22 protein-coding genes are annotated in these 26,455 nt (G+C 46.4%); 6 read left to right on the top strand and 16 right to left on the bottom strand.

Annotated elements, in window-relative coordinates; all coding sequences use genetic code 11:
• The first annotated feature begins 6 nt into the window (after positions 1 to 6).
• Complete coding sequence (locus L336_RS02625) at positions 7 to 381, top strand: GtrA family protein (RefSeq protein WP_015641669.1); 375 nt, start codon at positions 7 to 9, stop codon at positions 379 to 381.
• A 1-nt stretch (position 382) separates the two neighbouring features.
• Here the strand turns inward: L336_RS02625 and L336_RS02630 are convergent, their stop codons facing one another.
• Positions 383 to 784: an adenylyltransferase/cytidyltransferase family protein gene (locus L336_RS02630; protein WP_015641670.1), complete on the bottom strand. Its 402-nt coding sequence runs from the start codon at positions 782 to 784 to the stop codon at positions 383 to 385.
• A 132-nt stretch (positions 785 to 916) separates the two neighbouring features.
• On the opposite strand from L336_RS02630, the gene L336_RS02635 reads away from it, so the two are divergent.
• Positions 917 to 2,263, top strand: a complete 1,347-nt coding sequence (locus L336_RS02635) for a UDP-N-acetyl glucosamine 2-epimerase (RefSeq protein WP_015641671.1) — start codon at positions 917 to 919, stop codon at positions 2,261 to 2,263.
• Positions 2,264 to 2,274: 11 nt separating this feature from the next.
• A complete protein-coding gene (locus L336_RS02640) occupies positions 2,275 to 3,369 on the top strand; it encodes a glycosyltransferase family 4 protein (protein WP_015641672.1) in 1,095 nt (364 codons plus the stop codon).
• Here the strand turns inward: L336_RS02640 and L336_RS02645 are convergent.
• The 4 genes from L336_RS02645 to rpmH all read right to left on the bottom strand — a co-directional run bounded on the left by L336_RS02645 (position 3,366) and on the right by rpmH (position 5,367).
• Complete coding sequence (locus tag L336_RS02645; RefSeq protein WP_015641673.1) at positions 3,366 to 3,827, bottom strand: Jag family protein; 462 nt, start codon at positions 3,825 to 3,827, stop codon at positions 3,366 to 3,368. The two genes, L336_RS02640 and L336_RS02645, sit on opposite strands and share 4 nt — an antisense overlap.
• 1 nt (position 3,828) lies before the next feature.
• On the bottom strand, positions 3,829 to 4,767 hold the full coding sequence (locus tag L336_RS02650) for a YidC/Oxa1 family membrane protein insertase (protein ID WP_015641674.1): 939 nt from the start codon (positions 4,765 to 4,767) through the stop codon (positions 3,829 to 3,831).
• A gap of 32 nt (positions 4,768 to 4,799) precedes the next feature.
• Entirely contained in the window at positions 4,800 to 5,159 is a 360-nt protein-coding gene (gene rnpA / locus L336_RS02655) for a ribonuclease P protein component (RefSeq protein ID WP_015641675.1), read from the bottom strand.
• A 70-nt stretch (positions 5,160 to 5,229) separates the two neighbouring features.
• Entirely contained in the window at positions 5,230 to 5,367 is a 138-nt protein-coding gene (rpmH, locus tag L336_RS02660; RefSeq protein ID WP_041191248.1) for a 50S ribosomal protein L34, read from the bottom strand.
• A gap of 252 nt (positions 5,368 to 5,619) precedes the next feature.
• Between rpmH and dnaA the strand changes: the two genes are divergently transcribed.
• From dnaA to recF, 3 genes are all read left to right on the top strand, one after another.
• A complete protein-coding gene (gene dnaA, locus L336_RS02665) occupies positions 5,620 to 6,978 on the top strand; it encodes a chromosomal replication initiator protein DnaA (protein ID WP_015641676.1) in 1,359 nt (452 codons plus the stop codon).
• A 273-nt stretch (positions 6,979 to 7,251) separates the two neighbouring features.
• Complete coding sequence (dnaN, locus tag L336_RS02670) at positions 7,252 to 8,352, top strand: DNA polymerase III subunit beta (protein ID WP_015641677.1); 1,101 nt, start codon at positions 7,252 to 7,254, stop codon at positions 8,350 to 8,352.
• Positions 8,353 to 8,356: 4 nt separating this feature from the next.
• The gene (gene recF, locus L336_RS02675; RefSeq protein WP_015641678.1) at positions 8,357 to 9,418 is read left to right on the top strand and encodes a DNA replication/repair protein RecF; all 1,062 of its coding nucleotides are present in this window, start codon (positions 8,357 to 8,359) and stop codon (positions 9,416 to 9,418) included.
• On the opposite strand, the gene L336_RS02680 is transcribed toward recF, so the two are convergent.
• The 11 genes from L336_RS02680 to L336_RS02730 all read right to left on the bottom strand — a co-directional run bounded on the left by L336_RS02680 (position 9,380) and on the right by L336_RS02730 (position 26,396).
• Positions 9,380 to 10,012: a hypothetical protein gene (locus tag L336_RS02680; protein WP_015641679.1), complete on the bottom strand. Its 633-nt coding sequence runs from the start codon at positions 10,010 to 10,012 to the stop codon at positions 9,380 to 9,382. The two genes, recF and L336_RS02680, sit on opposite strands and share 39 nt — an antisense overlap.
• Positions 10,009 to 10,650: a peptidase associated/transthyretin-like domain-containing protein gene (locus tag L336_RS02685; protein ID WP_015641680.1), complete on the bottom strand. Its 642-nt coding sequence runs from the start codon at positions 10,648 to 10,650 to the stop codon at positions 10,009 to 10,011. Before L336_RS02685 ends, L336_RS02680 begins: the two co-directional genes overlap by 4 nt.
• A gap of 9 nt (positions 10,651 to 10,659) precedes the next feature.
• Complete coding sequence (locus L336_RS02690) at positions 10,660 to 12,030, bottom strand: phage tail tip lysozyme (RefSeq protein WP_015641681.1); 1,371 nt, start codon at positions 12,028 to 12,030, stop codon at positions 10,660 to 10,662.
• The gene (locus L336_RS02695; protein ID WP_015641682.1) at positions 12,005 to 12,412 is read right to left on the bottom strand and encodes a hypothetical protein; all 408 of its coding nucleotides are present in this window, start codon (positions 12,410 to 12,412) and stop codon (positions 12,005 to 12,007) included. Before L336_RS02695 ends, L336_RS02690 begins: the two co-directional genes overlap by 26 nt.
• Positions 12,413 to 15,496 carry a hypothetical protein gene (locus L336_RS02700; RefSeq protein WP_015641683.1) on the bottom strand — a complete coding sequence of 1,028 codons (3,084 nt, stop codon included), beginning with the start codon at positions 15,494 to 15,496 and terminating at the stop codon, positions 12,413 to 12,415.
• A gap of 26 nt (positions 15,497 to 15,522) precedes the next feature.
• Positions 15,523 to 17,358, bottom strand: coding sequence for a VirB4-like conjugal transfer ATPase, CD1110 family (locus L336_RS02705; RefSeq protein ID WP_015641684.1), 1,836 nt, complete (start codon positions 17,356 to 17,358; stop codon positions 15,523 to 15,525).
• Positions 17,358 to 18,230 carry a hypothetical protein gene (locus tag L336_RS05995; RefSeq protein ID WP_015641685.1) on the bottom strand — a complete coding sequence of 291 codons (873 nt, stop codon included), beginning with the start codon at positions 18,228 to 18,230 and terminating at the stop codon, positions 17,358 to 17,360. The genes L336_RS02705 and L336_RS05995 overlap by 1 nt, the downstream gene beginning before the upstream one ends.
• Before the next feature lie 29 nt (positions 18,231 to 18,259).
• Entirely contained in the window at positions 18,260 to 19,297 is a 1,038-nt protein-coding gene (locus tag L336_RS02715; protein WP_015641686.1) for a PrgI family protein, read from the bottom strand.
• An 8-nt stretch (positions 19,298 to 19,305) separates the two neighbouring features.
• A complete protein-coding gene (locus L336_RS02720) occupies positions 19,306 to 22,485 on the bottom strand; it encodes a membrane protein of unknown function (protein ID WP_015641687.1) in 3,180 nt (1,059 codons plus the stop codon).
• A gap of 102 nt (positions 22,486 to 22,587) precedes the next feature.
• Complete coding sequence (locus tag L336_RS02725; RefSeq protein WP_015641688.1) at positions 22,588 to 23,469, bottom strand: hypothetical protein; 882 nt, start codon at positions 23,467 to 23,469, stop codon at positions 22,588 to 22,590.
• A 92-nt stretch (positions 23,470 to 23,561) separates the two neighbouring features.
• Positions 23,562 to 26,396, bottom strand: coding sequence for an oligosaccharide repeat unit polymerase (locus L336_RS02730; RefSeq protein WP_128817290.1), 2,835 nt, complete (start codon positions 26,394 to 26,396; stop codon positions 23,562 to 23,564).
• Between the last annotated feature and the right edge of the window lie 59 nt (positions 26,397 to 26,455).

Below are 26,455 nucleotides of genomic sequence, written 5' to 3' on the forward strand. Positions count from 1 at the left end.
GGCCTGGTGGGAATTATCAACACCGCGCTTGATATCGGCATCTTGTTTGTGTTGAAGTCACTCGGTGTACCGGTTAGCTATGCAAACGTTGTCTCAACTTCTGTTGCCTTTTGCTTCAGCTTTTTTGCAAACAAACTCTATACGTTTAACGGTCGCGAGGGCAATGTTGTACGCCAGATGACATTGTTTATTGTCGTAACCCTATTTGGACTGTGGGTGCTACAAACCATTGTTATACAACTGACGCTTCCGCTTTGGGGCACACTCTTTAGCAACGGTCAACTCGCACTCCTTGCAGCCAAATTAGCTGCTACCATTGTGTCGCTTTCATGGAATTACACCCTCTACGAAAAACTAGTGTTTGCAAAGAAAGAACCTTAGGTTACTGCTTCAAAGAGGTGCCAACCCCATAGGCAATGTCTATTCCGTAGCGTAAGCAGACTGTAGCCTCGGGGTTAAACTTATCGGAATCTCTGTCACCACCCTGAGCAAAGATAAGCTGGTCGTCTTTATACTTCTCGTCAGTAGCTATGCTCTGCATCGTTTCGACTACTGGTGGGTCGTTGTCAATGGCTAGTATCACTTCATCAACAGCGCGCAGCGCCTTCATGATTCGATAGCGCTCATTTTCATTGAGTACGATCTTCCCCTTTTTTATGAGTTGCTGCTTGTCATTATTTACAATAACAATCAGCCGATCACCGAGTGCCTTAGCACCTTCAATGAGATCGAGATGTCCACCGTGAAGCGGGCTGAAGTAACCACTAATAATAACTGTCTTCATATCATCAGTGTATCACAGCTCGCCCCGACAACCAGTTAGGTATTTGTTGTAAATTGGGTTCTAGCGTTTCGCCGTAAACACTCTTATAATAGGATGAGAAATTCTGGAGGAACTAATGCACTGTAGGTATCTATGTCCGATCTTATAAACAAAAAGTTGATCGATAAAGTCGCCAAGGCAACCTTTGTTCATATTGTCACGATTGGCACTAAGCCCGATATCATCAAACAAGCCCCTCTCTACCATGAACTCATCAAGCGCGGCGAAACCGTGCTTCTATTTCACACCGGCCAACATTACGATTACCGTTATAGTGGTGGTGTTGAGGAAGAGTTTGGCCTTGATGTCGATGTACGACTAAGTATCGATGGCAGCCTCGCTCAAAAAACAGCACAAATGATTGATCAATTTGGCACTATTTTAACCTATTTGCTCGAACAGAAAAAAATACCTATTCCGTATGTTCATGGTGACACATCAACCGCTTCGGCAATTGCCTATTCTGCAATGCTTCACGGGGTTGCATGCGTTCACGTCGAGGCGGGTATCCGTACTCTCACCCCGCGCGAAGCGATCTATCATTATTTTTACAAAGAATTTAAAGAGAATCGATTTGACTGGAACGAGTATTACCTCACGATGCAGGATATCGATACCTATAGCCGCGGTAGTATGGAGCCCTACCCCGAGCAAGTCAATACCCGCATGATCGAGCCAGCTTCGGGATTTTATGCGACACCTGTAGAAATTACAAAGGAGTTTTTGCTTTCAGAAGGATTTGAGGAATCAAAGATAAGTGTTGTAGGAAACACAATAGCAGACCCCACACTTAAGGCGCTTCGAGAAGCTGAGAGCTCAGATATTTTTAGCCATTACCCACTCCTTGAGGCGGGTAACTTCGTCATGGTGTCGATTCATCGGCGCGAAACATTGAATGACAGGATGCGTTTTGTTGCAATTATGGACGCGCTTGAACTACTCGTGAAAGATGGTATCAGGGTACTTTTTCTGTCGCTTAATGGTACAGAGCAGGCACTAGACCGATATAAACTCCGTACCAAAGTAATGAGCCTCGTAAAGAAATACCCCGAGTTGTTTATTTACTCTGAGGCATGGGCATACCACAAGGATGTTATTGCCGCCATGCGCCGCAGCGCGGTGGTAGCTTCTGATTCTGGCGGCTTTCAGGAAGAGGCAAATATTGTTGGGGTACCCTGCGTCACACTACGATATGGCTCCGATAGGGGTGAGTCGTTTATCGCAGGCGCAAATGTCCCCGCTCCTCCATTTGATAGTGCCTTTATCGTCAGTATCATAAAGGGGGCCATGAATAATCAAGATATGATCTCAGTCGGTAATATTTATGGTGAGAATGTTTCAAAAAAGATCGTCGATGGTGTATTGTCTCATCTTGATCCAGAAACTGGATTTTATATGCGCGAAGAACGCCGACTTGGGTTTACCTCATTTACTCAATAGCGAGAAAAGATATGCATATTGTTATCGAAGCACGCAATATAAACAGTTCGACCGGGCGCTATATTGAGCGCCTTGTGACGTATTTGCAAAAGATCGATACTACCAATACCTATTCAATCCTTGTCCCAACCAAGGATAAAGACTTCTGGAAACCCACAGCAAAAAACTTTAGTGTCAGGACGATTGATTTTGATAATTATTCGTTCGGTGAGCAACTTGGCTTCAAGCGATACCTTAAGAAACTAAAGCCGGATCTTGTACATTTTACTATGCCGCAACAGCCGATCTTTTATCGCGGCAAGTCGGTTACAACATTTCATGATCTCACCCTCCTCAAAACCTGGAACACTGATAAAAACTGGCTTGTGTATCACATAAAGCAGTTGGTGGGGAGGTTTGCCTTCTATTATACAGCTCACAATACAACCAGGATTATTGTTCCCTCTCAGTACACAAAAAGGGATTTATTATCTTTTAGCGGTATTACACCCAGCAAAATAACTGTTACGTATGAGGCGGCGGATGTTAGCCCGACTCGTCCGCGCGTTTACAAGACTCCTTTTAGTGAGTTCCTTTTGTACGTCGGTCAGCAAGCCGACTACAAGAATATTCGCCGTCTCGCCGAAGCACATCAACGACTCCTCCTAGACCACCCAACACTTGGGCTAATTTTAGCAGGTCGACTAAAAGATGATGCGAAGGCAAACCAGGCGTTCTTCAAAAAGCAAGGTTATAAAAATATTCATTTCACTGACTATATCTCTGACGAGGAGCGTGATTGGCTATATGCTCACTGCGCAGCTTATTGCTTCCCTAGTCTCATGGAAGGGTTTGGGCTTCCTGGTCTAGAAGCAATGACCTACGGGGCACCAGTTGTCGCGAGTAACGCGACCTGTATACCAGAGATACTCGGTGATGCCGCGCTATATTTTGATCCAAATAATACCGATGATATGGCTCAAACGATTGGACGCGTATTGGACGATCCAACCCTCAGAAAAGAGTTAATTGATCGTGGCCATAAACAAATAAAGAAGTATTCCTGGAAGCGAATGGCACAACAAACCCATGATGTCTACACTAGGGCAATCAACTCAAAGGGTTAGGAACTTTTTTGGGCGATAATAACGTGCCGATCACGCCCCTCGCCCTCTGAAAATGTCCGTATGTCTTCGTACTCGGCAGCGACTCGATGGACAATTCGACGATCGGCTGCGTTTATGCGTGCGATATGCGAGCTGCCGGTTGCTCTCACTTCTTCTATCCAACCACGTGCTTTTTCGGCAATCTTTTCTTCACGCTGTTTTTTGTAATCCGCTACATCTACGTTGACTCGCACAAGCTCGGCATTTTTGTTGCGCAGGGCCGTAGACACCATATACTGCAGGCTTCTCAGTGTCTCGGCATTCCTGCCGATAAGAATACTGTTGATATCAGATGATTCGATATATAGCTCGATGATATCGTCTTCGGCTTTCGCTGTAACGGCAATATTCTCACCAAAGAAAGAGATGATATCCTGCAGAAATTTTTGTGCAAACTCGACTGATTGTTCTTGGTCCATCCTACTTCTCCTTCTTCCTGCGTGTATCATTGGCTTTTATTCGCGTAATGTGTGCCTCTTCTGTCTTTCTAGGTGGGGATGACTTAGGTATTTTTTTCGAGGCCTTTATAGGATTCTCATCGGCAATTATTTCAAGCTCCTCCGTGTCTTTACTGAGGAGATAGTGCTGTTGGGCTACGGCCACAAGGTTTGAAACTGTGTAATAGAGCGCGAGAGCACCCGGCAAACTAATCATAATAAGGAACATCATTGCAGGCATAAACTTCGCCATGCCACTCATCATGGCAGCATTCATGTCCGTTTGATTTGTGCTTTTTCCCTCCGCCGCTTCGGCGACGATATCACGAAACTTTTTCTTTACGGTTGACTGCGGCATCGTCTGCTTTGTAAGGATGTATTGGGTCGCCGCAGAGATAAAGGCAAGGAGGAGAAGGATGTAGTCTACACCGTGGTTTCCGAACGTTGTTTTTGTAAGGTCAATTACTCCCAGCATGGTGTTATTGAAACTAGCGGGAGTGTCAATAATCGCCTTTACAGAAGGAATTTGTTGAACGAATGGATAGGTGTAGTGGGCAAGCTGGTTGATATGGAGAGTAAAGACCTGGATAACTTGATAAAGTCCAATAAATATTGGTAGCTGGATGATAAGAATAAGGATTGAGCGAAAAGGACTAATTCCATAACGCTTATAGAGATCCATCATCTGGCTCGCTTCTTGCTGTTTATCACCGGCTGCGCGCGCTTTTATCTTTGCTAGTTCCGGTTGAAGCTTGTGCATCGTGCGACTTTGATGAAGCTGGCTTCTCACGAGCGGATACATTAGTGTACGAATCAATATCGTGAATAGAATAATCGCAACACCAAAATCCCCTCCCGGTACAATGCTATATAAAAGCACGAGAGCATTTAGGATAGGTTTTACAATGACATCCTCAAACATAATCACTCCACTGGTTACTGCATTCTAGTATATCACTGGTCGACGGGTTTATACACACCCGTTTGTCGAAATGCGGTTTGGATAACTTCCGCAAGCTCCTGATGAGAAGCGGTGAGTGTCTCACCTGATATCACAATAACCGCGATATCATGTATTGACTGGAGGTGGGGTAGCTCGGCTCTGAGTATTTCATATATCCGTCGCCGTATTCGATTGCGGCCAACGGCGCTTTTATGAACTTTTTTGCTGACAACAACAGCAAACCGCGAATTGGCTCGGTGTGGGTTGTGTATATATTTGACCGTCAAAAGCCGAGAACGATAGGTGTCGGCTTTTTTATACACAAATTTTAGTGATCCGTGTCCATGAAACCGGTAGCTATTTTCTATCATGCTAGTATCAGTATAACAGCAAAAAACCGCCTCGTTGGTGTGGGCGGTTTGTTATTTCACCTGTCGTGTACTAGATAGCGACCTTGGCGCGACCTTTGAGACGGCGTCGTTTTAGGACAGCTCGTCCTGCTTTTGACGCAATGCGGGCTCGAAAGCCGTGAGTTTTAGCACGATGGCGTGTGTGTGGTTGATGGGTTCGTTTTGGCATCTTGTATGACAGTATACCCCCTTGGGTATATTTATTCAAGATGTAGTTGAAATAATAGCAATATTATTTGTTTGTTTGTTAATTTTCCACATCATTTCGTTATTTATCCACAGTATTATAGATTAGGTGGTTAATTGTGGAAAAATATGTATTATTTTCTCTGCTACTTTCAATGTCACTGAGTGGTTGTGGAAAACTTTTATATACCGTATAGTAGAGTTGTTGTTGTATGAAGAAAGTTGAGTGAGGGAGATGTACCATTCGTTGTGGCAAAGTGTCTTGGGTGAGATAGAGTTGACTGTTTCTCACGCAAACTTTACGACGTGGTTTAAGAACACCGAGTTGCTCGAATGTTCTAGTGATCGAGTCGTCGTTGGTGTCCCAAATGTTTTTGCTATCCGTCAATTTGAAGTGAAATTTAATGATCAAATTGTCTCTATATTGAAAAAAAATGGTGTTGAGCCATTGCGCGTTTCTTACGTAGTTAAGACTGTGAAAAAAAGTATTATTAGTAGAGAGACGACGGCAAATAATAGTGAGTTAGACCATCGAGTTGATGATCTTCTCGATAAAAAACACCTGCCCTCTCAGCAAACCACTAGTTTAAACCCTCGATATACGTTTGATAGTTTTATTGTTGGCTCGAGTAATGATTTGGCATATACCGCCTGTCAAGCTGTCGCCGCAAACCCCGGCACTAAATATAATCCTCTTTTTATCTATGGGGGGGTTGGTCTCGGAAAAACTCACCTTCTCCAGGCGGTAGGAAATGAAATAGTAAAAAATAAGTCATCAACACGTGTTGTCTATATTAGTTCGGAAACTTTTGTTAAGGAGTTTTTGGAAAGTATTCGCTTCAAAAAAGCAGGTTTTTCAGATAAGTATCGTAATGTTGATGTTCTCATCGTTGATGACATGCAGTTTATTGCCGGAAAAGAAAAGACCCAGGAGGAATTTTTTCATACATTCAATGCGCTTCATCAGTCAAACAAGCAGATCATTATCGGAAGCGACAAACCTCCTCGTAGCATCCCAACATTAACCGAACGCCTTCGTAGTCGGTTTGAGTGGGGCATGGCAATCGATATTCAGATGCCTGATTTTGAGACACGCTGCGCAATCGTCGAGACCAAGGCATCTGCCGCGGGGATTGTCCTTGAGCGTGAAACAATCGAGTATCTTGCAAAAAATATTAAGACAAACATCAGAGAGCTTGAAGGTGCTCTCAATCAACTGTTAGCATATGCCGAAATGCGCGGCGTTTCACCAGACATTACCACTGCAGAGGGGCTGATCGGAAATGTGCGACACTCTCGTCCACAACATGTCACCGCAAAACAGATAATTGATAAAACGGCGCGACATTTTCAGATCGACAGCAAAGAGATTTGCGGCGAAAAGCGTGACAAACATATCGTCGTGCCACGACAGATCGCGATGTATCTCCTAAGGAGTGAGCTCCATCTCAGTTTCCCGCGGATTGCAAATGAACTGGGGAGAAAAGATCATACGACCGCAATCCATTCTGTCGAAAAGATTGAGCGTTCAATCAAACTTGATTTCTTAATTCGTGAACAGGTAGCGGAGATTAGGGATAAACTATATGTATAACTTTTGTGTACAATCTGTGAATTGCTTGTGGACCTGTCCTGGTGAGGTTGGGGGATATACTTCCCCAACTAGCGGACCAGTTGTTCGTTTCACGGAAGGTTGGTGGGGAAAATTGAAGCATTATACTAAAACTCTCTACTCTTTTTCCGATGGTGTGTCCACGCTCCATCCACACAAGATATCTCTTTGGATTGGTGACTTTCTCAGCTTTTCCACAGCTACTACTATTAAAGTCACCGTGGTTAGATTTATAAAAAGAAAGGAATAATAGTAATGGAACTGTCTGTCACTCAGGAAAATCTTACGAAGGCTCTTTCTGCAGCCAGTCGAGTTGCGACAAGTCGAGCGGGGCTTCCCATCCTTGGTAATATTTTATTTCGCACGGAAGGCACTCGGCTACTTATTGCGGCAACAAATCTTGAGATTGCAACAGTTGTCTATATTGGAGCAAAAGTGGTAAAGCAAGGCTCACTCACTGTTCCAGCACGTATTGTATCGGAATTTGTAGCAAGCTTGCCTAAAGGAACTATCTCAATCAGTGTCAAGAAAAATCGGATGTCAATCAGTGCCGGTACCTTCAATTCAGTGATAAACGGTATTGATGCGGAAGAATTTCCAGAATTACCATCGATTTCCGTAAAAAACACTGTCAAATATTCCATCAATACTAATGATTTCAAGCAGGCAGTAACACAAACAATCATCACAAGCAGCAGCGATACCACACGCCCCGTACTAACAGGAGTCTATTGGCATTCGGTTGATGGGTCGCTGTATCTGGCAGCAACCGACGGCTATAGACTTGCTGAAAAAAAGCTTCTCAAGACAACTAGCCAGATATCCGCTATTATCCCCTCCTCAAGTCTTCAAGAAGTGCTTCGTGCTATCCATGAGTCGACCGAGGAAATAGAAGTACTCATCGATAACTCACAGGTACTCTTTCGCGTCGGTGACACCGAGATTACAAGTCGACTTATCGATGGAAACTACCCCGACTATCGGCAGCTCATACCTTCCTCATCGGAAACAGGGATAACACTTGAGACGAGCGAATTTATGAGACTCGTCAAAATAGCTGGTCTATTCGCTCGTGAATCCGGCGGAAGCATTACTGTCCAGGCCGAGGAACAAAACCAGCAACTTACCATCCAGTCCATCGCCTCTGAATATGGCGAGAACACCTCCTCCGCCAAAGCAGTTATCACGAATGACGGGCAAATTACCCTTAATTCTCGATATATTATCGATGCCCTATCTGTTATCGATGAACCGTCTATCACTTTCCGGTTTAGTGGCCGTCTCGCACCTTGTGTGATTAGTTCTTCAGAAAAAAGCTCCGACTATATCCACATCATTATGCCGCTAAAGAGTTAAATATATGATCTCTCATGTTCGAATTAAACACATTCGCAACCACAGAGATTCCCACTATAATTTTTCTCCCATAACTGTGTTGTATGGAAATAATGGGGTGGGTAAAACAGCAGCCCTCGAAGCAATCCACATAGCCCTTATGGGTACAAGCTTCAAGGGAGTCGATAAAGATATCGTACAGCATAAAAAAGAGTGGTATAAAATTGATCTCGTAAGCGACAACCCACAAATAACAAGAGCGGTCCGGTATATAAACCAAAAAAAAATATTCACAATCGATTCAAAAATATCAGCCCGACTTGGGGTGAAACAGAAGTTTCCGGTCGTATTATTTACTCCAGATGACCTAAGACTTATTAGTGGATCGCCAGCGCGACGGCGGCACTATATAGACCAGTTGATATGCCAAACTGAACCCCACTACACTAGCATCCTCCGGCGCTACGATCGAGCACTTATGCAGCGAAATAAGCTTCTAAAGGGAGATCGACCGACTCGTGATGCGCTATTTCCATGGAATATCATTCTTAGCGATACAGGTTCTCAGATCATTAACTTGAGAAATAAATATCTGGCAATTCTTGATGCATCACTTGAAGAACGCTACAACGAAGTGGCAGGGTCAGCGAATAGTGTTAAGGTTTTGTATACTCATGGCCCAACACAGACAACAGAATTACTTAGTGCGATCGAAAAATCTTTTGATGTAGATGTTCGTTACCATACCACCACAGTAGGGCCACATCGTCACGACTTCACTATTCGCCTCAATCATCACGATGCAGATACGACTGCGTCGCGCGGAGAAATACGAACACTTATTTTGTCACTAAAATCGACCGAAGCAGGTATGATCGAAAAGTTGAAGAATGTCTCGCCAATAATTCTACTCGATGATGTATATGGAGAACTTGATAATGAGAGGCAACAGATGTTGCTCGTTTTATTTCGCAACAAACAACTTGTTATTACGTCGACACACCCACTTCAAACAGTACCCGCACAGACCACACAAATCGAGATAGCCCTATCTCAGACCGATAGTATTGACGGCGATCAAAATTGAGCGCGGAACCCCCGGCGTATTATCGAGAGTGAGCACGACCTGGGGTGAGCCGATAACTTTCCAAACCCCATTCATTTTTTGTGCAACAGCACGATAATAGCTTGATGGGTTTTGTCGATCCATTCCCTTTGGTGTTAGCACTACCCCAGCCCACTCACCTTTTTGGTATAGGGTAACACTATCAATCTCATAACCTGCCATGGCAGCGGAATACTGTTTAGTAAGGAGAGAGGTAATAGCCGGCTGCTCAGCAGTAGCGAGACCTCCAAGGTGTTGAGCAGAATACGACGGGTCAACAGCGACAGTTTCATCCTTTGAAACAGAAAAGCCTATTTTATCTTGTGCTATATCCTTTCCCTTGGGTATCAGATAATACTGACCTTCTTTTAGTCGTACACTCCCTGCTGACGATAGCTGTGCGATAACACTGGGCTTGTCGCTGTACTCAATATCTTCATAAACATCAATACCCGAGACGGTGGACGCAAAAGTAAAAGATATCGTATGGTAACGCAATAACTCACGAACACCCAGGGCGACCCCAATAACTAAGACAATACTAATAATACTTGCGATGATTCTTTTTTGCGTCATGGCGTAAAAGGATTTCTTTCATTATTTATTACAATTTTGTAATCAACAGGGTTGTACCCCCAGTTCGATATCTGATTTATGGCTGCGTTTCGATAGACGGCCGGCGCTGAGATAGTAAGAATGATCGAACTCCCCGATTGATCAGAAGGATCATTCTTGTACCCGATAGTATATAACATTGTGTTATAGGGGAGGTTATCGACAATTGGGTTTTTACTACGAAACGTATCACCCTCATGATTTATTTTATTACCTATTACGCCCTCGACTATCAAATACTCTCCTGTGTTTGTTTGATACCACTTCTTGGCGTCGTCGCTCTTTGGTTCAAGCATCGCTGTGATAACCTGTTCGTCACTACTCTTGCCTTCTTTTACCTCATAGAGTTGTACTGATTGAGAGAACCCATCTTTTGTCACGGTAACACGGTGAGTGCCTGGGGTCAGATAAAGGGTTTTATCAGATGTCTTTAAACCATCCACCATCACTGTTGAATCTTTTGGTGCAACATACACACCAATAGCCTGTTTGCCCGCCCTAGTAATAAGAGGAACTAAGAAGATGATACACACCCCAAGCAATAGCACTACACTGGTGGCGATTATAGTACGAACCGTTAAAAATCGTTGAGTTTCCATACCATCCTCCTACTTTTTCCTATACCAGGTGAAACCATCTTTTGTCAAACTTTCGCGACCCGCCATTGGTGCCCTTTCACAGAGTGAGGCAGAAGCAATTTTACTGTCGAACCCACTTATAGTCCCGACGTAAATAAATGTATGACCACTTGAAATTGCAACATCACCCGGCTTTAGCGTGGCGGTATCGATAGACGAAGCGGTTCCGAGGTTTTGCCAGTGGGCGTCGAGCCAATTCTTTTGAGTATCGGTTGGACCAGCACCATCAGACAACTTCCCATTATAGTTATAACTTGTGTCCCAACCGCTATCGATAACGAGCCTTGTTACAAACGCCCCGCAATCAACAGCTACTCCATCAACCACATCTCCCCTCTTGGCACAAAAATCCACCGTTGCTCCAATATACATACCTATTTTTTGTGCCTTGTCAGCAGCAGTGGCATACTCTGGTTTGCGAGTGGTGTAGGGGGGTGTGTGATATTGGGGCCAAGCGTACGCGAGCGTTGCGGCAGAGAGATCACCGGGGGTAATAGGTGAGTCAGGAGAGCAGGTACCGGTTGACTGAGTAGTTGTACCTCCGGTTGTCGTACTTGCTCCTGCCGATGGAGTAGTTCCTTTGAGTTCGTCATATATTTTTTGACCATTATCGGCACGCTTTTGAGCATGAGCTGGACTTTGGTCCAATGGTCGTTCAAAGCTATAAAGCCAAACATCAGAGGCTGCCTTTATACTTGACGCCGCCTTGATAGAGTCCCACTCACTTGCGCCACTAACGCCATACCCAGAACGAACCGTTCGTGTCGTGCTTTCTTGGTAGAGAAAATCGAGCTCAACGGCAAGAATCTTATCATTGTCCTCAACTGATATACCTTCGGGAACATACCCATTTGCTTTGGAGGTTGCTCCACCGTACTGTTTATTAAAATACTTTGCCATAATGTCGGGGTATTTGGAGGTAAGTGCGTCGACAATCGCGGTTCTGCGCGGCCCCGTCCACTGAACGATCCCATAACCGCCCTTAGTAAAATCATTTATGTAAGTACCCTCTTGGCGAAATGGGCTAAAACCACTCTCTTGTTGAATATTTCCCAAAATACCGGCAGCCTGTTGGTCACTTAGGCCCTTTGAAATAAAGTAATTCCACATTTTTGCTACGTTACCACTACCGGAAACTTGGCTACCAGAGCTTGAGCTGCTACATGACGTGTTACCACCCTTTTGATAGATAAAAATGTTGTTTGTTGAGTAATCTGCCTCACTTAACGCCGAGACAGGTACACCAGAGACGGTGATAAGCAAACTAAGGAATAGTGTTCGAAGCCAAACACCGGCGCGAAACAACACAGAGGTTTTAGTAGGGACTCTTTGGTAGTGCATCGAGCACCTCCTGTGGTATTTTTTTCCGTTGCTCAGAGGATAATTTAAACGGATTGTATGAAGTAAACCCTCTTTCGTTTGGCTGTTTATCCTCTAGGAGACGATATATCTCGTAGGGTTCATCGGGTTGACTAGATTTGTAGGTGACGATATACCATCCGTTTTGAAATGGTTCGACAGACACAACCCTCCAATCCTCAAAACGCTCAGAAATAAAGGGCCTGAGTCCCTGCACAAACTCCGCGTCAGTATAGGGGGGGAGCTTACCTAAAATACTCTCACGATCTACAGCCGACTTTGAGGAAAAATATACTCCTACTAACACTGAAATTACAAGAATACACACCAAACCAGTCGCAATAATAACTACTCGTCGATTCATCTAGGTGCCTCTCCTAAAATCACTCAGTAGCGACGTTATATTTGTTGTTTTTACCGATGTCCAGCCGAGCGTGTTTGGATCAACCCACCCCTTGTAAGTTTGTCCCCAGTTATTCTCAACAAACGAAGCATCGCGCACATGGCCGTCATTGAGAACCTTGTTATTGCCAAGGTAGATGACGACATGTCCGCAACTACTTTTTGTGTAGAGGAGTATAGCGCCCTTTGGAGGGTTTCGATCAGTGTGCTGCTTGTCGGGGTTTTGATTCCAAAGATCTATCGCACATGCGTAACCGTAGCGGGTTGCTGTTCCATGCCAGATATAGGATGTAACTCGCGCACATTGGCCAGCTCCCTCTAGGGTATCTCCCACAGCCTGTTCACTCGCCATTGCGTTATAATAGACGTTGTCAAAACCGACCACTTGGCCATTATCGGTGAATTTTCCAGTACCAGCACCAATTGCAGTTGACGTGGACTGGCTCGTTGCCGCACTCGTAGTATCGGTTGCAAGCGGCTTAATGCCCGTCTCCATGCCGTCGACGACTGATTGGTCAATCAAATATAACCTGAACATTTTCACCATTGTCGTGGCATTTTTTTGCTCATCATAGCATTCGGCAGGAAGTCGCTTCTCATCAGGCACAACTGTGCTGATTGCTTTTTCGTTTGCACCATCAATACATGTCTTCTTGAATGTATCAAACGCCGAACCAGCAACGGGATTACCGTCATTGTCGACATAGTTATTGTCTTTCATAAAGGTCGCTACAGACTCTGGCGAGGTGTTTTCTAGCATATTTACGTCATTGAAACCATAGATGACATTACAATAGGGGTCAGTAGCGAGACCCTTTTCTTTTACATCAGGATCATCGCATTCATCCATTAACTTCTCCCTATCTGATATGTCTGCCATAGCGGTATCAAGTTGAACGCCGCCAGACCATGAAAAGAGCGACGTTGGCAAGTGACCGATAAGCTGTGGGTACTTAATAATATTGAACTTCGAAAAGAAATTACTGAGCGAGCTTGCGACTACACTTCCCGTAGAATAGGGGTTGTTAAAATCAAAGGTACCAGCAGCGGTGTTTTGATCTACAGAGTACTGAGCGATGTATGACTCGTTATAGCCGGCAAATGCAAGGTAACTTTTTCTGCTGAGTGGAGTGAGGGCCCGTGAAAGTGCGATACCGCCCGCAGCGGCACCCGCACCCATGGCGAGAGTATCAAAGGCAGCAACACCATTTTCCTCACCGGTAATGACGGTGCCCGTGGCCAAGTGAGCAATATACGGAACGAAATATCGCTCGATGATGTAGCCAATGAGGAAAGATCCGACAAGTGAGGCGGCAAACTTGACAAGTTGCTTGCCCGCGTCTTTCAAGGTAGATTTGATGGCATCTTTGGCTAATTTTTCTGTAATTCTTTTGACGACCTGCTCGACGATCTTATTTATGAGTACCTTTGCACTCCCTCTTGCGGCAGCCATTGCGCCTTCTACTGCGACATTGCCCGTTCCTAGCGTTGTGATAGCAAGTATTACCTGGATAATAACCGATAAAAGAGCGGTCATGAATTGAAAGGCACCAGTAGTGGCAACATTACACATATCATTAAAACCGAGACTCTTCCCCGTTCCAGGCATTGTAAATGATAACTTATTCATGAAAAGAAGATACGCTACGAGAGCTGATAAAATGGCACCACCCGTAATGCCTGTTTGGATAGGCGTGTTAGTTGGCTTATCATACGCGCTCCAACTATACGCAGTCGAATCCCCGAAATTATCTCCGTTTGCATCTGGTCTCTGCAGGATTTCCATCGGTATAGACACATCACTCGTTGCCGCATCCCCCGCCATTACCATTTCGCCAGACGAAATAATTTGCGTTGCCCAACGCATTGCTACAGCGATACCCGCAAATTTAGCGAGATCAACAATAATCTTTGCATATTGATGCCCTTGGCACATCTCAGTAACAATTGCCGCAGGATTTAATGCACCGTTAATACCCTCCCATACCTTTGATCCAAGCTTTTTTTCGTAGGGTGCATGGTTCATTATCTCTCCCATATCGCTTGGAGTACCTGCTGGATGACCATTTTCCAGGTCAGTCTTTAGGGTCTGTTTTTCTTCTTCTACGGCATCACTAAAGTCACCCCCATTTTGCCCCTGAGTGAGATCCTCGCCACCAGTTTCGGCTTCAGCTAGATTTTTTGATACTTCTTTGGCGCGAGTTTTTGGATCATCATCTTCACTTGTGGTTGTCCACTTCGGGTCACGTATAAGGCGCTTATCCTTGAAAAATGTGCTCGCAACCTTGTCTCGCCAGACGGCGGCCCGCGATGGATATACCCCCCGCATAGTTTCTCTAAAGGTAGTATCGTTTGCAAGCTTGGTGCGAAAGTCTTTAGCACTAATTCGCTCCTGGACAAACTTACCATCATCCTTCATAGTCGATAACCATTTCACACCAGAGTAACGCCCATCTTTATCTGGATTTACATAGTTACCATCCTTATCAATGAGTGAATAGCCAGCCTCATTTAATTTCCTTGCTTGATCTTCACTCATAGAGCTATAGCGGCAAAACATCTTAATTCCCTGACTACACTTACCAGCCGTTGCGGTGTCGGTACCGCCAAAGATTCGGGATAGTAATAAGCCATGAGAACGTGGCTCCTGTACCGAAGACATCGTGTCTACTTTGTCTTTTATGATCTGAACCGCATGCATAAGTCCCACGGGGCCGAGTGAAAAGAAGCCGCCTACACCCACAGCGCCAGCGAGAACGCCGAGAGGACCTTTCTTTTTGAGGAAATCAAAAACCTTTGCTTTTGTTGAGCCACCACCAGGCTTTGTGGGCTTGGTGACGTTATTGAGATAGTTGGCACTTGGGTTTTGCTCAGCAGCTCGGGCAATGTCAGTAGGATTATCTGCATTTGCAATAGCAGAGGAATTACTCTCTGACTTCGTTGGTTCACCGTTAGATAATTGCTCTTTCTCTTTTAGGCTGCGAGCAGCAGGGCTAAAGTCATAGGCTTTATCAATTTCATCTTCACGTTTTAGGGATGACGGCATAGTATTAGTATATCCCCTTTATACAACTATTGATTCCCTATCGCGGTTTGTTGTTGCAAAAGTGCACCAGGATTTGTAGTAATGAGTTTCTGCTCGGTCTGACTGGCAATAATCTGTATATGGACATGGTTTTGACCCGCAAAGAAGAGACCTTGACCTACTGGGAAGTTTGAGAGTCGTTTGCGTTCTTCATCTGTTAATTTAAATACATCAGATAGCACATCGACAGCGCTGGTCGACTGTTTGAGGAGGAGCTGGAGAGAAGAGTTGGCGACAATCGCACGCCCCATTTTGCTTCCCATGAAGTCTTCGACATCCTGGGTGATTGTAGTGAGACCAAGATAGTATTTGCGAGCACGCTTGGCGAGGCTAAAGAGGAAATTGGCTGAGTCGTCATATTTCATAAGCTGCCAGGCTTCATCGACGATGAGCATACGCTTTTTTTGGATCGTGCGGGTGATGTTCCAGATATGGCTCAGTACGATATACATTGCGACCGGTCGCAACTCGTCCTCGAGATCACGAATATTGAACACAACCATACTGTTATTGATATCAATATTTGATTGCTGAGAGAATATACCAGCAAATGTTCCGCTGGTGTATTTGCGTAGGCGCTGAGCGAGCTGAGGTCCGGTGCCCCCCATATGAAGGAGTGTATCGTAGAGATCACCGATCGTTGGCGGGGTAGAGTTATGGGTTAGTGGGTCACTGGTGATACCGGCGCGTGCATAGGTATCGATTAACCCCTGATCCAAGTCAGCTTCTTCGGCAGGAGTAAGCATGCCGATCGCCTGTCCGTTCACCACCGAGCCACCAAGCATGAGCCTGAAGAGGCCGTGTAGTGTGACGAGGTTCGCTCGGAGGGCGTCATCTGCCTCGTCGGTATCAATTACTTTTGGCAGGTCAAACGGATTGACGCGCGTATCGCTATTGAGGCTAAGTCGTATATAACTGCCGCCAACGGCATCACATAACTTTTGGTACTCGTTTTCAGGGTCGATAATGAGAATGTCCGCCCCCATCATCATAGTGCGTATTGCCTCGAGTTTGACGGTAAATGACTTACCTGCTCCAGACTTTGCGAAGACGACCATATTGGCATTTTCGAGCGAGTAGCGGTCAAAGATGACGAGGCCATTATTGTGCATATTTACCCCGTAAAGGACGCCTTTTTCTTGTGTCAGATCGGCACTTGTAAATGGAAAACTGGTTGATATCGCGCCCGTATTCATATTGCGGCGAATTTGTAGTTGGTCGGACATTTGAGGAATGGTGCTATTGAGGCCCTGTTCTTGTTGGCTACCAGCTACCTTACTGTAGACTAGTTGTTGACCAAATAACGTTTCGATATTGTGCTGGATAAACCCGAGTTCTTCGAGGCTGTCGGCATAGAGTGTGACATACAGTCCAAAGCGGAAAAAGCGTTCAGCGCCAACCTGTAGCTGATCGCGCAATTCTTCGGCATCATTTAGTGCCGCCTCGCGCCCAGGGTCGCGCGTAAGTCCCTTTTCGGCGTTGATAGACATATCGGCTTCGAGCTGCGTTACTTTCTTGCGAAGATTATTGAGGACTACCTGTGTATCAACCGGGTAAATAAACATACTTATATCGATTACTTGGTCGATATTTATGAGCGAACTGAGCCAGCCCGTGTATAGTTCGCGGGGGTATCCGTAGACATACATCGTTCGACCATACTTCGTTCCGACACGGAAATAACCTGAGTGAATCTCGAGACTACTTGGGGCGATGAGGTCTCGAAGTGTGGTCATACCCTTGAGAAAGGCTTGTTCGACCTCTACCTGCTCTCGCTCGCGTTGTTGAGCAGCAATATCAATAGGATCAAGCTTCTTTGCCACTAGATGATCCCCCCTGTTTGGGTCGGTGTGGGGAGTGTGCCGCCCTTACGGACATACGTTGCAGTAACGTTAGTAAAGTCGCCGAGCGGCTCACGCACGGCAGTATCGGGGTTATATACGTTATAATACAACTCACCTAATTCTTTGGTTTTGAGTTGAACTGCGGTTATCCCCACTTGCATGAGGCCATTGATAACCGCATCGACGCGATTTTTTATCTCATCCTTTGCTTTTTCGTAGGTTGCTTTGTCGATTTTTACTACAGAACTTGATTGATTGGCCGAGGGGATAATTTTTCCAAAGAACCCCTTGCCCTTTTCGACAACGTTGCTGAGATCTCCAGCGGGTGAGAACGGGACAATTACAAAAAAGCTTTTATCCATAATATTTGCCTCTTGTGCTAGCACATCGATAAATTGGACATAATCGTCCATGAGGACATTGAGGAGCATATTTTCCTGAGTGCGGCGAATTCCCTCTAGCTTATCGAGGTAGGGACCAATGTCGACGCGCTGTGAACGGATAAATATTTGGATGGGAAAATACAGTGCATTGAGAAAGTTCTGATAACTAAACTCAACCCCCTCTCGTTCGCGCGAGCTCATGAGATCAAAATTAATCGACTTACAGGCGATAACTGCCCGGAAACTTCCGTCGGCCATGATGATCATATTTTCACGAATCTCAGATAGTAGCAGACTATTCTGGGTGCTGACCGGACGTTTTGGCTGCTGGCCAGGGGTTTTTTGATTTGACTGCGGAAGCTGTGGAGCAACTGGGGGCTGAAATTGTTGCTGAGAAGCATCAACAACACCAATATTCGGTGCTGCTTGCTGGGGTTGAACTGGACTTTGTTGGTTGTTTGGTGGCACTCCCACTCCCTTTATGCCAAGCTATCTATCTAGTGCAGCGAGATGACAACTTCTTGTTCGTCGTCACGCTTTTTCTTGCGACGTTCAGCCTCGTGAGCAATCGTCTCGATAGATAAATCGGTGTTATTTGCAAGATTAATTATATCAGGATCGACCCCGTTTCCGCTAGTGGTTGGAGTAGTATTTGTTTCGGGATTTACTATAGGAACTTGCGGCTGAACTGGTACCTGAGGCGGTACGGTTGGAGGCGGAGGTGACTGGGCGACGAGGGGCTGGATAACACTTTGATGAATATTAGAGGGATAAGGACTTGCCTGGTGGAGAGCCGCCAGATCACTCGCCGTTACGGCTGCTGCCTGCGCAGGAGCAATTGTCAATGAGGCGTATGGGTCAGCGACGGGTGGGGTCGGGGGTGACACCTGTGTTTGCACAGAAGGTGTTACTTGTGTGGCTACATTTGAAGGCACAGTTTGAGGCGCGCGCATATGTTCGACAACTTCTTGACGACGACGAGCGTCGGACTGAGAGATCATAGTATCAATCGACTGCGCGATACCTCCTTGAGTATCCATGATATCGACAGTTTGCTGCGCCTCAAGAAACACATCGCTCACCATATTGCTGCCACTACCAGGTGTTGCCGCATGACGAATGGCCCACCCCTCAGTATCAGCAATATTCGCGAGGTACGAGAGCCGACGTTCTGCTTCTGTCTGCGATAGGTCCTTGGTGCGCTGGACCTCAACAACCTTTGGTGCAGTAATCTCTACGAGTGATTCTATACCATCGGGTATCCAGAGGCGTCTGCGCGGCTTGAGATAGTACGACAACAGTGCTGCCATGTATATCTCCATCGGCTGGTCTTTGCGCAGTGGCAAAGCAAGTGCACCAAAAAAGACGATGATCGGTAGCGGAATAATCGCCAGAGGGACAAATAATTGCGCGAGTCCCCAGGCGAGGGTAATACTTATAGCAACAATGATGAGGTAGATAAATTGGCGAAAACTAAAGGGACCAATGAGTTTATCGTCTGCTTCAACATCTTGAGCTACTTTATAGACGGCCATACAAACTCCTACGGTGTGCCACCACTACCTGGCGTATTTCTATCAGCTAAACCGTCTCTAATCTGGTCAGCATGAGCTCTAATCTGTTCTGATTCGTAATCACTCAAGAATCTTCCACCTACTTTACCGACAGAACCGTCTTTTGTGACTGACTGCTGTCCGGCAACATGGCGGGCCTTACCATCAGCACCAACGTTAACTAAATCTCCTATATCAGAGTAGCCACCTGATCCGCTTGAGCTACTTGTTGCTGACGACGTTGCACTTGAGGGGACTGCAGGAGCAGGATTTGCAGGAGCAACTTTAGCACCGAGACTGGCATGGGGGATATTGAGTACGCCCGGGGTACCTACTGCAGCTCCGCCGGCTGCACCACTCGCTGGGGGTGCGCTAGGGCCAGGACTTGCGCCGCCTCCTGATGGAGGTGGGGGTGGTGCTTGATTTGGCATCGGCATTTGGCCAGCACCACTCCCAGAAGTCCCCGTAGCAGCCGCTGCCGCTCCGGCAGGGGTACTTGGGCCGTTCGTCCCTGCTACACCGCGCAGAACATTTCTTTTATTCTCATTAAGATTTTGCCAAACATTGGGATTGTCCATCATACCCTGTGCTCGTGCTGCATCCAATCCCCCCGAGCTAACAGCAGCTTTAAGCTGGACTTCACTCTGACCCGCAAGCTCAGCATCCGTAAGTCCGGAGTAGGTACCCGCAGCACCGTCAAAACTCGACAGCGTGCCCGACGAGTAGCTCCATGAGTTCACGGCGGCATCACGACTCTTTACACCAGCCGCACTAAGGTCAGACATCAACTTTTGGACCGTTGTACTGCCTTTATCAAAGCCCTTTTTACCTTCAGCGTTCACAATGCCCTTATGGAGATTATCCATTCCCTTCGCACCGCCCGCCAACAATATTGACTGGGCAGCCCTCGCACGTACGGTGTCTCCTTCGGCAATAGCTTTTTCATATACTTTTTGGGCCTCGTCTAGTTTTTGCTCTTCTTTCCATCCTTTTTGCATCCGTATCGCCTCATCGGCAACTTCCTTTTTCTCCATCTCGGCCGCCACACCGGCACCATGGGCTGAGAGTTTGCCACCATAATTCTTGCCAGTGAGTCTGTTGATACCCTTATAATATTTCGCACCCAGACCGTTCCCATGCCCACCGAGCGTCTGAGCTCGTTTGAGTTGTTGGTTACGCTGACGCTGCTGGCTCATAGCGCCAAGCATAGAGGTGTCGTTCCATTTCTTGCCAATGCGGCTATTTGCCTTGGAGCTGGCTTTGCTGAGCATAGCACCTACTGATCCGGCGGCTGCCAGTGCATTTTTGAGGAGAGGCAGGACAATGAGAAGCGGAATGGCAGAGACACCGAGCGCTCCAACTCCCAGCGCTGTTTTCGTGGCAGTCGCGTTTGCATCAGTCCCACTAACACCGTTTGCGGCAGCAGATAGTATCGTTGAGGCTAATTTGCTCGCGCCAAACACTAACGCTACGATAGGAAATAGCAGGAGAAGTGTAGAAAATAACTTGTACCATTTTTTGAACAAATTCTCAGTATTCGGCAGTAGGTATGCGACAAATGCGAGCGGCGAGATGACGATGAGTAGTATGATAAGCGCTTGCCGACCAATGAGTATCAATACGGTCAAAGCAAGGGCGAGGAGTGCCGCGAGTACGACTGGGGTAGATACAGACAGGAGTAATGCGATTGCCGCAACTCCAAGACCAGTCATCCCCAGGATACCGCCGATCGTGTCGAGCCACTTATTCGATGAGGACGCTGCCGCTGCGGCTCCCGGGTCGGTTACGGTGACCGACAGTAGACTACTGAGGCTATATCCCAGCATATTACTGATATCGACAGCCAACTGGCATACATAATACGAGACGTTGACAAGGATTGCCGCCACGATGAGCTTAGGAAGCATCTTCTTTATACCATAGTTTGTTATACCAATGCTCGATATCTGTGAGAATATGATAATCAAAAAGGCAAGGACGAACGCTGCGTTTGCATAGTTGCGGAATTGCTGCCATGCAGTAAAGGTACCCCCGTTTTGGTCAGTTACCTCCTTGTTGACTACGAGTGCCATACTAATGTAATTTTGTGCACCATCATTGACGGTTGCCATGAAATTCATTATGGGGCAGACGAGCCAGCCAATACTCTTGATGACACAAGTGGGTTTTGAGCCATTTGTGCTCCCGGCAGCATTTGGGTCTGATGCGTATTTTTGTCCATACTTACATGCGGTGTTCTCTGCGGCTTTTGTTGCGGGTGGATAAGTGGTATCACAAAAAGCAGGGTCAGATTTATTTTTTAGTCCGTCTTCACACGCGGTCCTTTCTGCCTGAGATAACTTATACTTACTCGCACAGGTTTGAGCGGCGGTCGGGTCATTCTGGACGTAGGTAAGGTAATTGTTAGCATATTTGTCGGCGAGATTTGAAAGCGATTCACAGTTTTGCTGACCGCCCCCTTCGTTATCTATTTCACTTGAGTTTGATCCTGATATTGGAGCAAGAACAGGGATCTGCTTTCCTCTACCCAATTCAGTTCTATAGAATTTTTCAATTAGCTGGGTATTGTCATCACTTGGAGCGTGGATGATATAGCCAGTATCGCCCTTTTCCATTGTAGCTGGGTCGTATGTAGCCTCATTGGTCACCTTACAGGCAGTTTTAAATGACTTAATGAAATAGTTATACTTAACATACCCCTCTGGCGTAAATGGATTGGCGCCCACCTTTTGTTTAATGGTGTTAAAGAAATCGCGCTCATGCCCCTGTATTATCCAGTCACCATCGCCAGTTCTGCAGTCACTATTGTTCTCGCGTTTTACCCCGATATCGCAAATAAATTCTTTTCCAGATGTCCAGCCGAGAAATCCAAGTGCTTCTCTCATCTTTGATCCATCATTGCAGTTTCTCTCCCCACCCGGGTCAATGAATGTTCCGATTTGCGTGTCTTTTGATCTAAAAAAAACAAAATCATTAACACTCGAATCAGCCTTACCGCTCGCATAAGCAAGACACGAATAGACGTAACTGGCATATGCCCAGGCTTTACCCTTATCGTCTATAGAGCTGCTTGTGTATGAAAGTGCAAAAAGTGAGGGGGCGGTGAGTATAGGAGTAAATAGGGTTATAATAACCCCTCCCAGTACAGTAAACAATCCAAATCGTTTCATAGTGCCTATGATTATTTAATCATGTCTAGTATAAAAATACTATTGAATCAAAAGTCCCCTTGATTAAGAGGACTTTTGACATGTATGACGATAAGAACCTAACTAACTGGGGGTATTGGGAAGTTTTTTAAATCCACTATTACCTTCGGGGGTTGTAGAATATAGCGTCCACTCAAATCCCTCTCCTCCACCGACTTTAGGAAATGATGTACCAATGACTTGCCATTGACTAACTGTGGTATCACCCTTGGCATTCAGGGTCTTCCGCCACTCATTAGCCGTATTATTAAAACTAGATGATTCCTCTCCCCATGCTGTGCTGTACAAATACTCATCACTGCCACTACGGTCTTTGATATTACCACTGAAGTCTAACATTGCTTGCTTGGCGCGCAAGTATTCTTGAGAATCACAGGAAGAGTATACGATAGCGAGCATTCTTATTGCATCAAGTCGGTTCTCGGGGCGAACCGTGCCGTCGGGATTAGTGAGGATATGCCACGCTGTTGCCTCTTTATTGACCTTTTGAACAATAATCGATTGCGCATCGGAGCTACTTGAAGGGTTACCATAATTCGCAAACGGTACAAATTTTTCACTAGTTAGTCTCATTAATTTAATTTGTTGCTCCGCATAGGGGCCATAAACACGAAACAGAAACTCGCCATAACGTTCTCGTTGCGGTCCTTTCAGATTCTCAAATGGTGAGATATCGTCGCTAGCATGGATATCTTTAATGAACTTCTGATCCTCTGCTGAGAGCGCTTTGTAGGCTTCGCTGTCAATTATTGTTTTTGGATTGAGCTTATCAACTGTCTGAGTAGTTTTCTCGGGGGTGCTCGCACCAGGCGTCTGTGAGGCGCTGGCGGTTGGGCGGTTGTCAGCCGAAACGGTTTCTGGACCACACGCAGTTGTGCCGAGGGCGACAGTGGTCGCAAGAGCGAAGCCAGCGCCGAGTCGTTCAAAAGTAGATCGTTTTACCATGATAATGAGTTTCTCCTTATTGAAATTATCACGAATGTATACATTATACACCAAAGGTATGAAAATGTCAATATACCATAAGCATCGGTGTGCTAAATGACGATACCGGCATCGCGCAGTGCTTTTGCCATGACCTCGCGAGACGACTCTGGTGTGTCGCGACCAACCGTCGGACTGGTGAGGATATCGCGCGTACCATTGAGCATACCCGCAAAGTTCTTGTCGAACTTGTCGTCGAAGGTAGAGACAACTTTTTGGTAGCGCGGATCACTGGTACCACCATACATCCCCTCGAAGAGCTCAAACATTGCGCTGCGGTGCCGGGCAAACTCGGCTTGGTCGGCGGGGTCAGCACTCCGCTTGAGTGAGCCAAGCTTGTACAAGATATCAAGTGCTTCAAAGTTGGCACCTGCCAAGTTATCGGTCTTGATACGGCCCTCAAAGATCTGGCGCATCGCGTGCATATTTGTACTATCAATACCATTGAAGTTACCTTTGACAATTTCGTTGAAAGTAACGTCATTGATAAATGGTGCAAGGCGTTGGATGCCCGAACCGATCGCCTCACTCTTGACCGAGAGTCGATGGGCGTAGTTGACACCCTTGCGGTAGACAACATTGCCGGAGCTATCAAGTTTGACACTGCCGTCGGGGTTGGTGTCGACAACCTTTGACCCAGTTTCGTTGAGGATGGCCATCTTTTGAGCGTACGAGCCCTCTTTGAATTGGGTAACGATCGCCGCCTCTTTGACATATTCGTCACCAGCATCAAATTCGTGAACGTTGCCACTGTCGTCGACGGCCCGAATAACTGTCCCCTTACCCTTTGCCGCAAGTGATTGGTATTGGCCGCTTTCGAGTTTAAAGTGTTTCATCAATTCACCAGCCGCAGCGGCTTGCTTGCCCCACTCACTGCGTCCTTCAGAAATTGCACCAGCCAGGACATTGTCTTTGTGACCAATTCCGGTCGCATACTCATTGAGTGACCTGCCGTCAATAGCGCGGACCTGACCGCTAAAGATTGGCTTACCGTCAGCATCGCGGCGAATCACGCCGTGCTCGTCGCGCTGGTGGACTTGGCCATTGCTGAGTAGTTCGTCATTGATTTGGTTCTTGAGTCGGTGTTCGGCCTGAGATTTTCGGATAGCGGTGAGAGAGATTCCCTCGGCTGTCTCAAAGGCAGTGGCTGCGAGTTGCTGCATCGCAGGGGTGGCAATAGGTGCGTGGCCCACGCGCAGCTCATCGTAGGCCGCTTCAATTTGTTCGCCGGCAAGTTTGGCCCGATCGCCCGCCAAGCGGACACTCAGTTCCTTTTCAAGCTCTGATGCGTCTGTTTTTATCTTGACGTGCCAGTTTTCGTCCAAACTATGCTGGATACGCTGTTTATCCCGTTCAGTTTGGCGAGTGGCGGTATCAATGCGTCGACCTTCCATCGAGTCGTTAAAGAGGTTGTCATAGGTAGATTCGTTTACTTTTTTCCATGCTTCACGACGACGACGGTTATAGTTGACGTTACGTGTGGTACGATTTGCCCAGTTGTTACGACCCTTGCCGGCGAGTACGCGGGCTTTTTCTTGCTCGGCCCGCTCCTTTGCCCAGTTGCGAGTACGATCCATAATGCCAGCTTTTGGATTATTGACCATACCGGCAATGCGCCCAAGGAGTGATCCGCTAAACTTAATGAGCATTGGTGTAATAGCAACCGGTGCTATCTGAACGGCCATACCGAGGATAATGAGGTTAAATGAGTCGGCGTTTTGTATGATGGCCATGCCGGCAAGTTGTGAGCCACCAAATATGACGGCAAATATCGGGAACATCAGGAGCATTGTAGTGAGTAGCTCGCGCCATTTTGTGAAGTATTTTTCGGTATTTGGGAGGATGTAGGCGACAAATGCTAGCGGTGAGACGATGATGAGAACAGTGATGAGTGCCTGTCGAGCTGCCATTACCAGGAGTGCGACGAGAACAGCCATCAATATCCCAACCAGGATCGGTATCAAGAGGTAGAGGGCGCCAGGGAGTGAACCGCCGAGGACGACAAACTTAGCGTAGAGTCCCAAGGCAGTGACCGCTGTTCCTCCTGAGAGGACAGCACTTGCAACACTTGACCAGCTGAGTGCAGTGATGTTGCCATAGTTTTCGGTAGTGCTCATGGCGTTGAAAATACCAAGGAACATATCGTGAATCGCATAGCCAAGATAATTTGAAACGTCTACTGCCAGTGCGCAGATCCAGTATGAGATGTTTACGAGAACGGCGGTGATAATGAGGCGAGGCAACATTTTTTTGATACCGTAGTTGCTGATACCGACATTTGATATCTGAGAGTAAATAACAACCAGAAATGCGACGACGAAGAGAGCGTTGGCGATATCTCGTACGATTACCCACATCCTGTAGAGAGAGTTAGTAGTCGAGGTTTGGACTGGGCGGACGGTGAGAAATGACGACAACGCGTTATAGAGGTGGTCCATGCCGCTTGCTAAGAAATTGACGATCGGACAGATAAACCAACCCAGGCCATTAGTGACTGATCCACTACAGGTGCTGGGGGTGGGAGAACTGGTGTTGTTTGTAATGCCGTTGACGATAGCAACGGCGACAGGTGGTGAAGGATTGCTATACTGGCCAGAATTGAAATCATACACAATGTACTGTGCGCTCGTTGCCTTGGTGGGATCTTGAGCTGTGTCAATGATAATCGCCTCACGTTTGTTGGTTTGAGGATTTTGGAATTCAAAGACGTGCGTTCCGACCGGTAATTGGCGGCTATCACCAGCTTGAATATCGGCAGTTTGGGTGAAACTGCCGTTATTGTAGGTGATGGTGTTTCCGTTACGGACCGCATCGGCGGCGCTAACAGGGGCACTAAGCAAGAGATTGCAGGAAAAAACAGCCACAAGGAGACTTGTGACAATCAACACTAAATTCCGCAGGTGTATTCTACCGTGCGGGAGGATGGTGCGCAGTTCCCACATAACCG

It is taken from the genome of Candidatus Saccharimonas aalborgensis (genome assembly GCF_000392435.1).
Lineage (GTDB): Bacteria > Patescibacteriota > Saccharimonadia > Saccharimonadales > Saccharimonadaceae > Saccharimonas > Saccharimonas aalborgensis.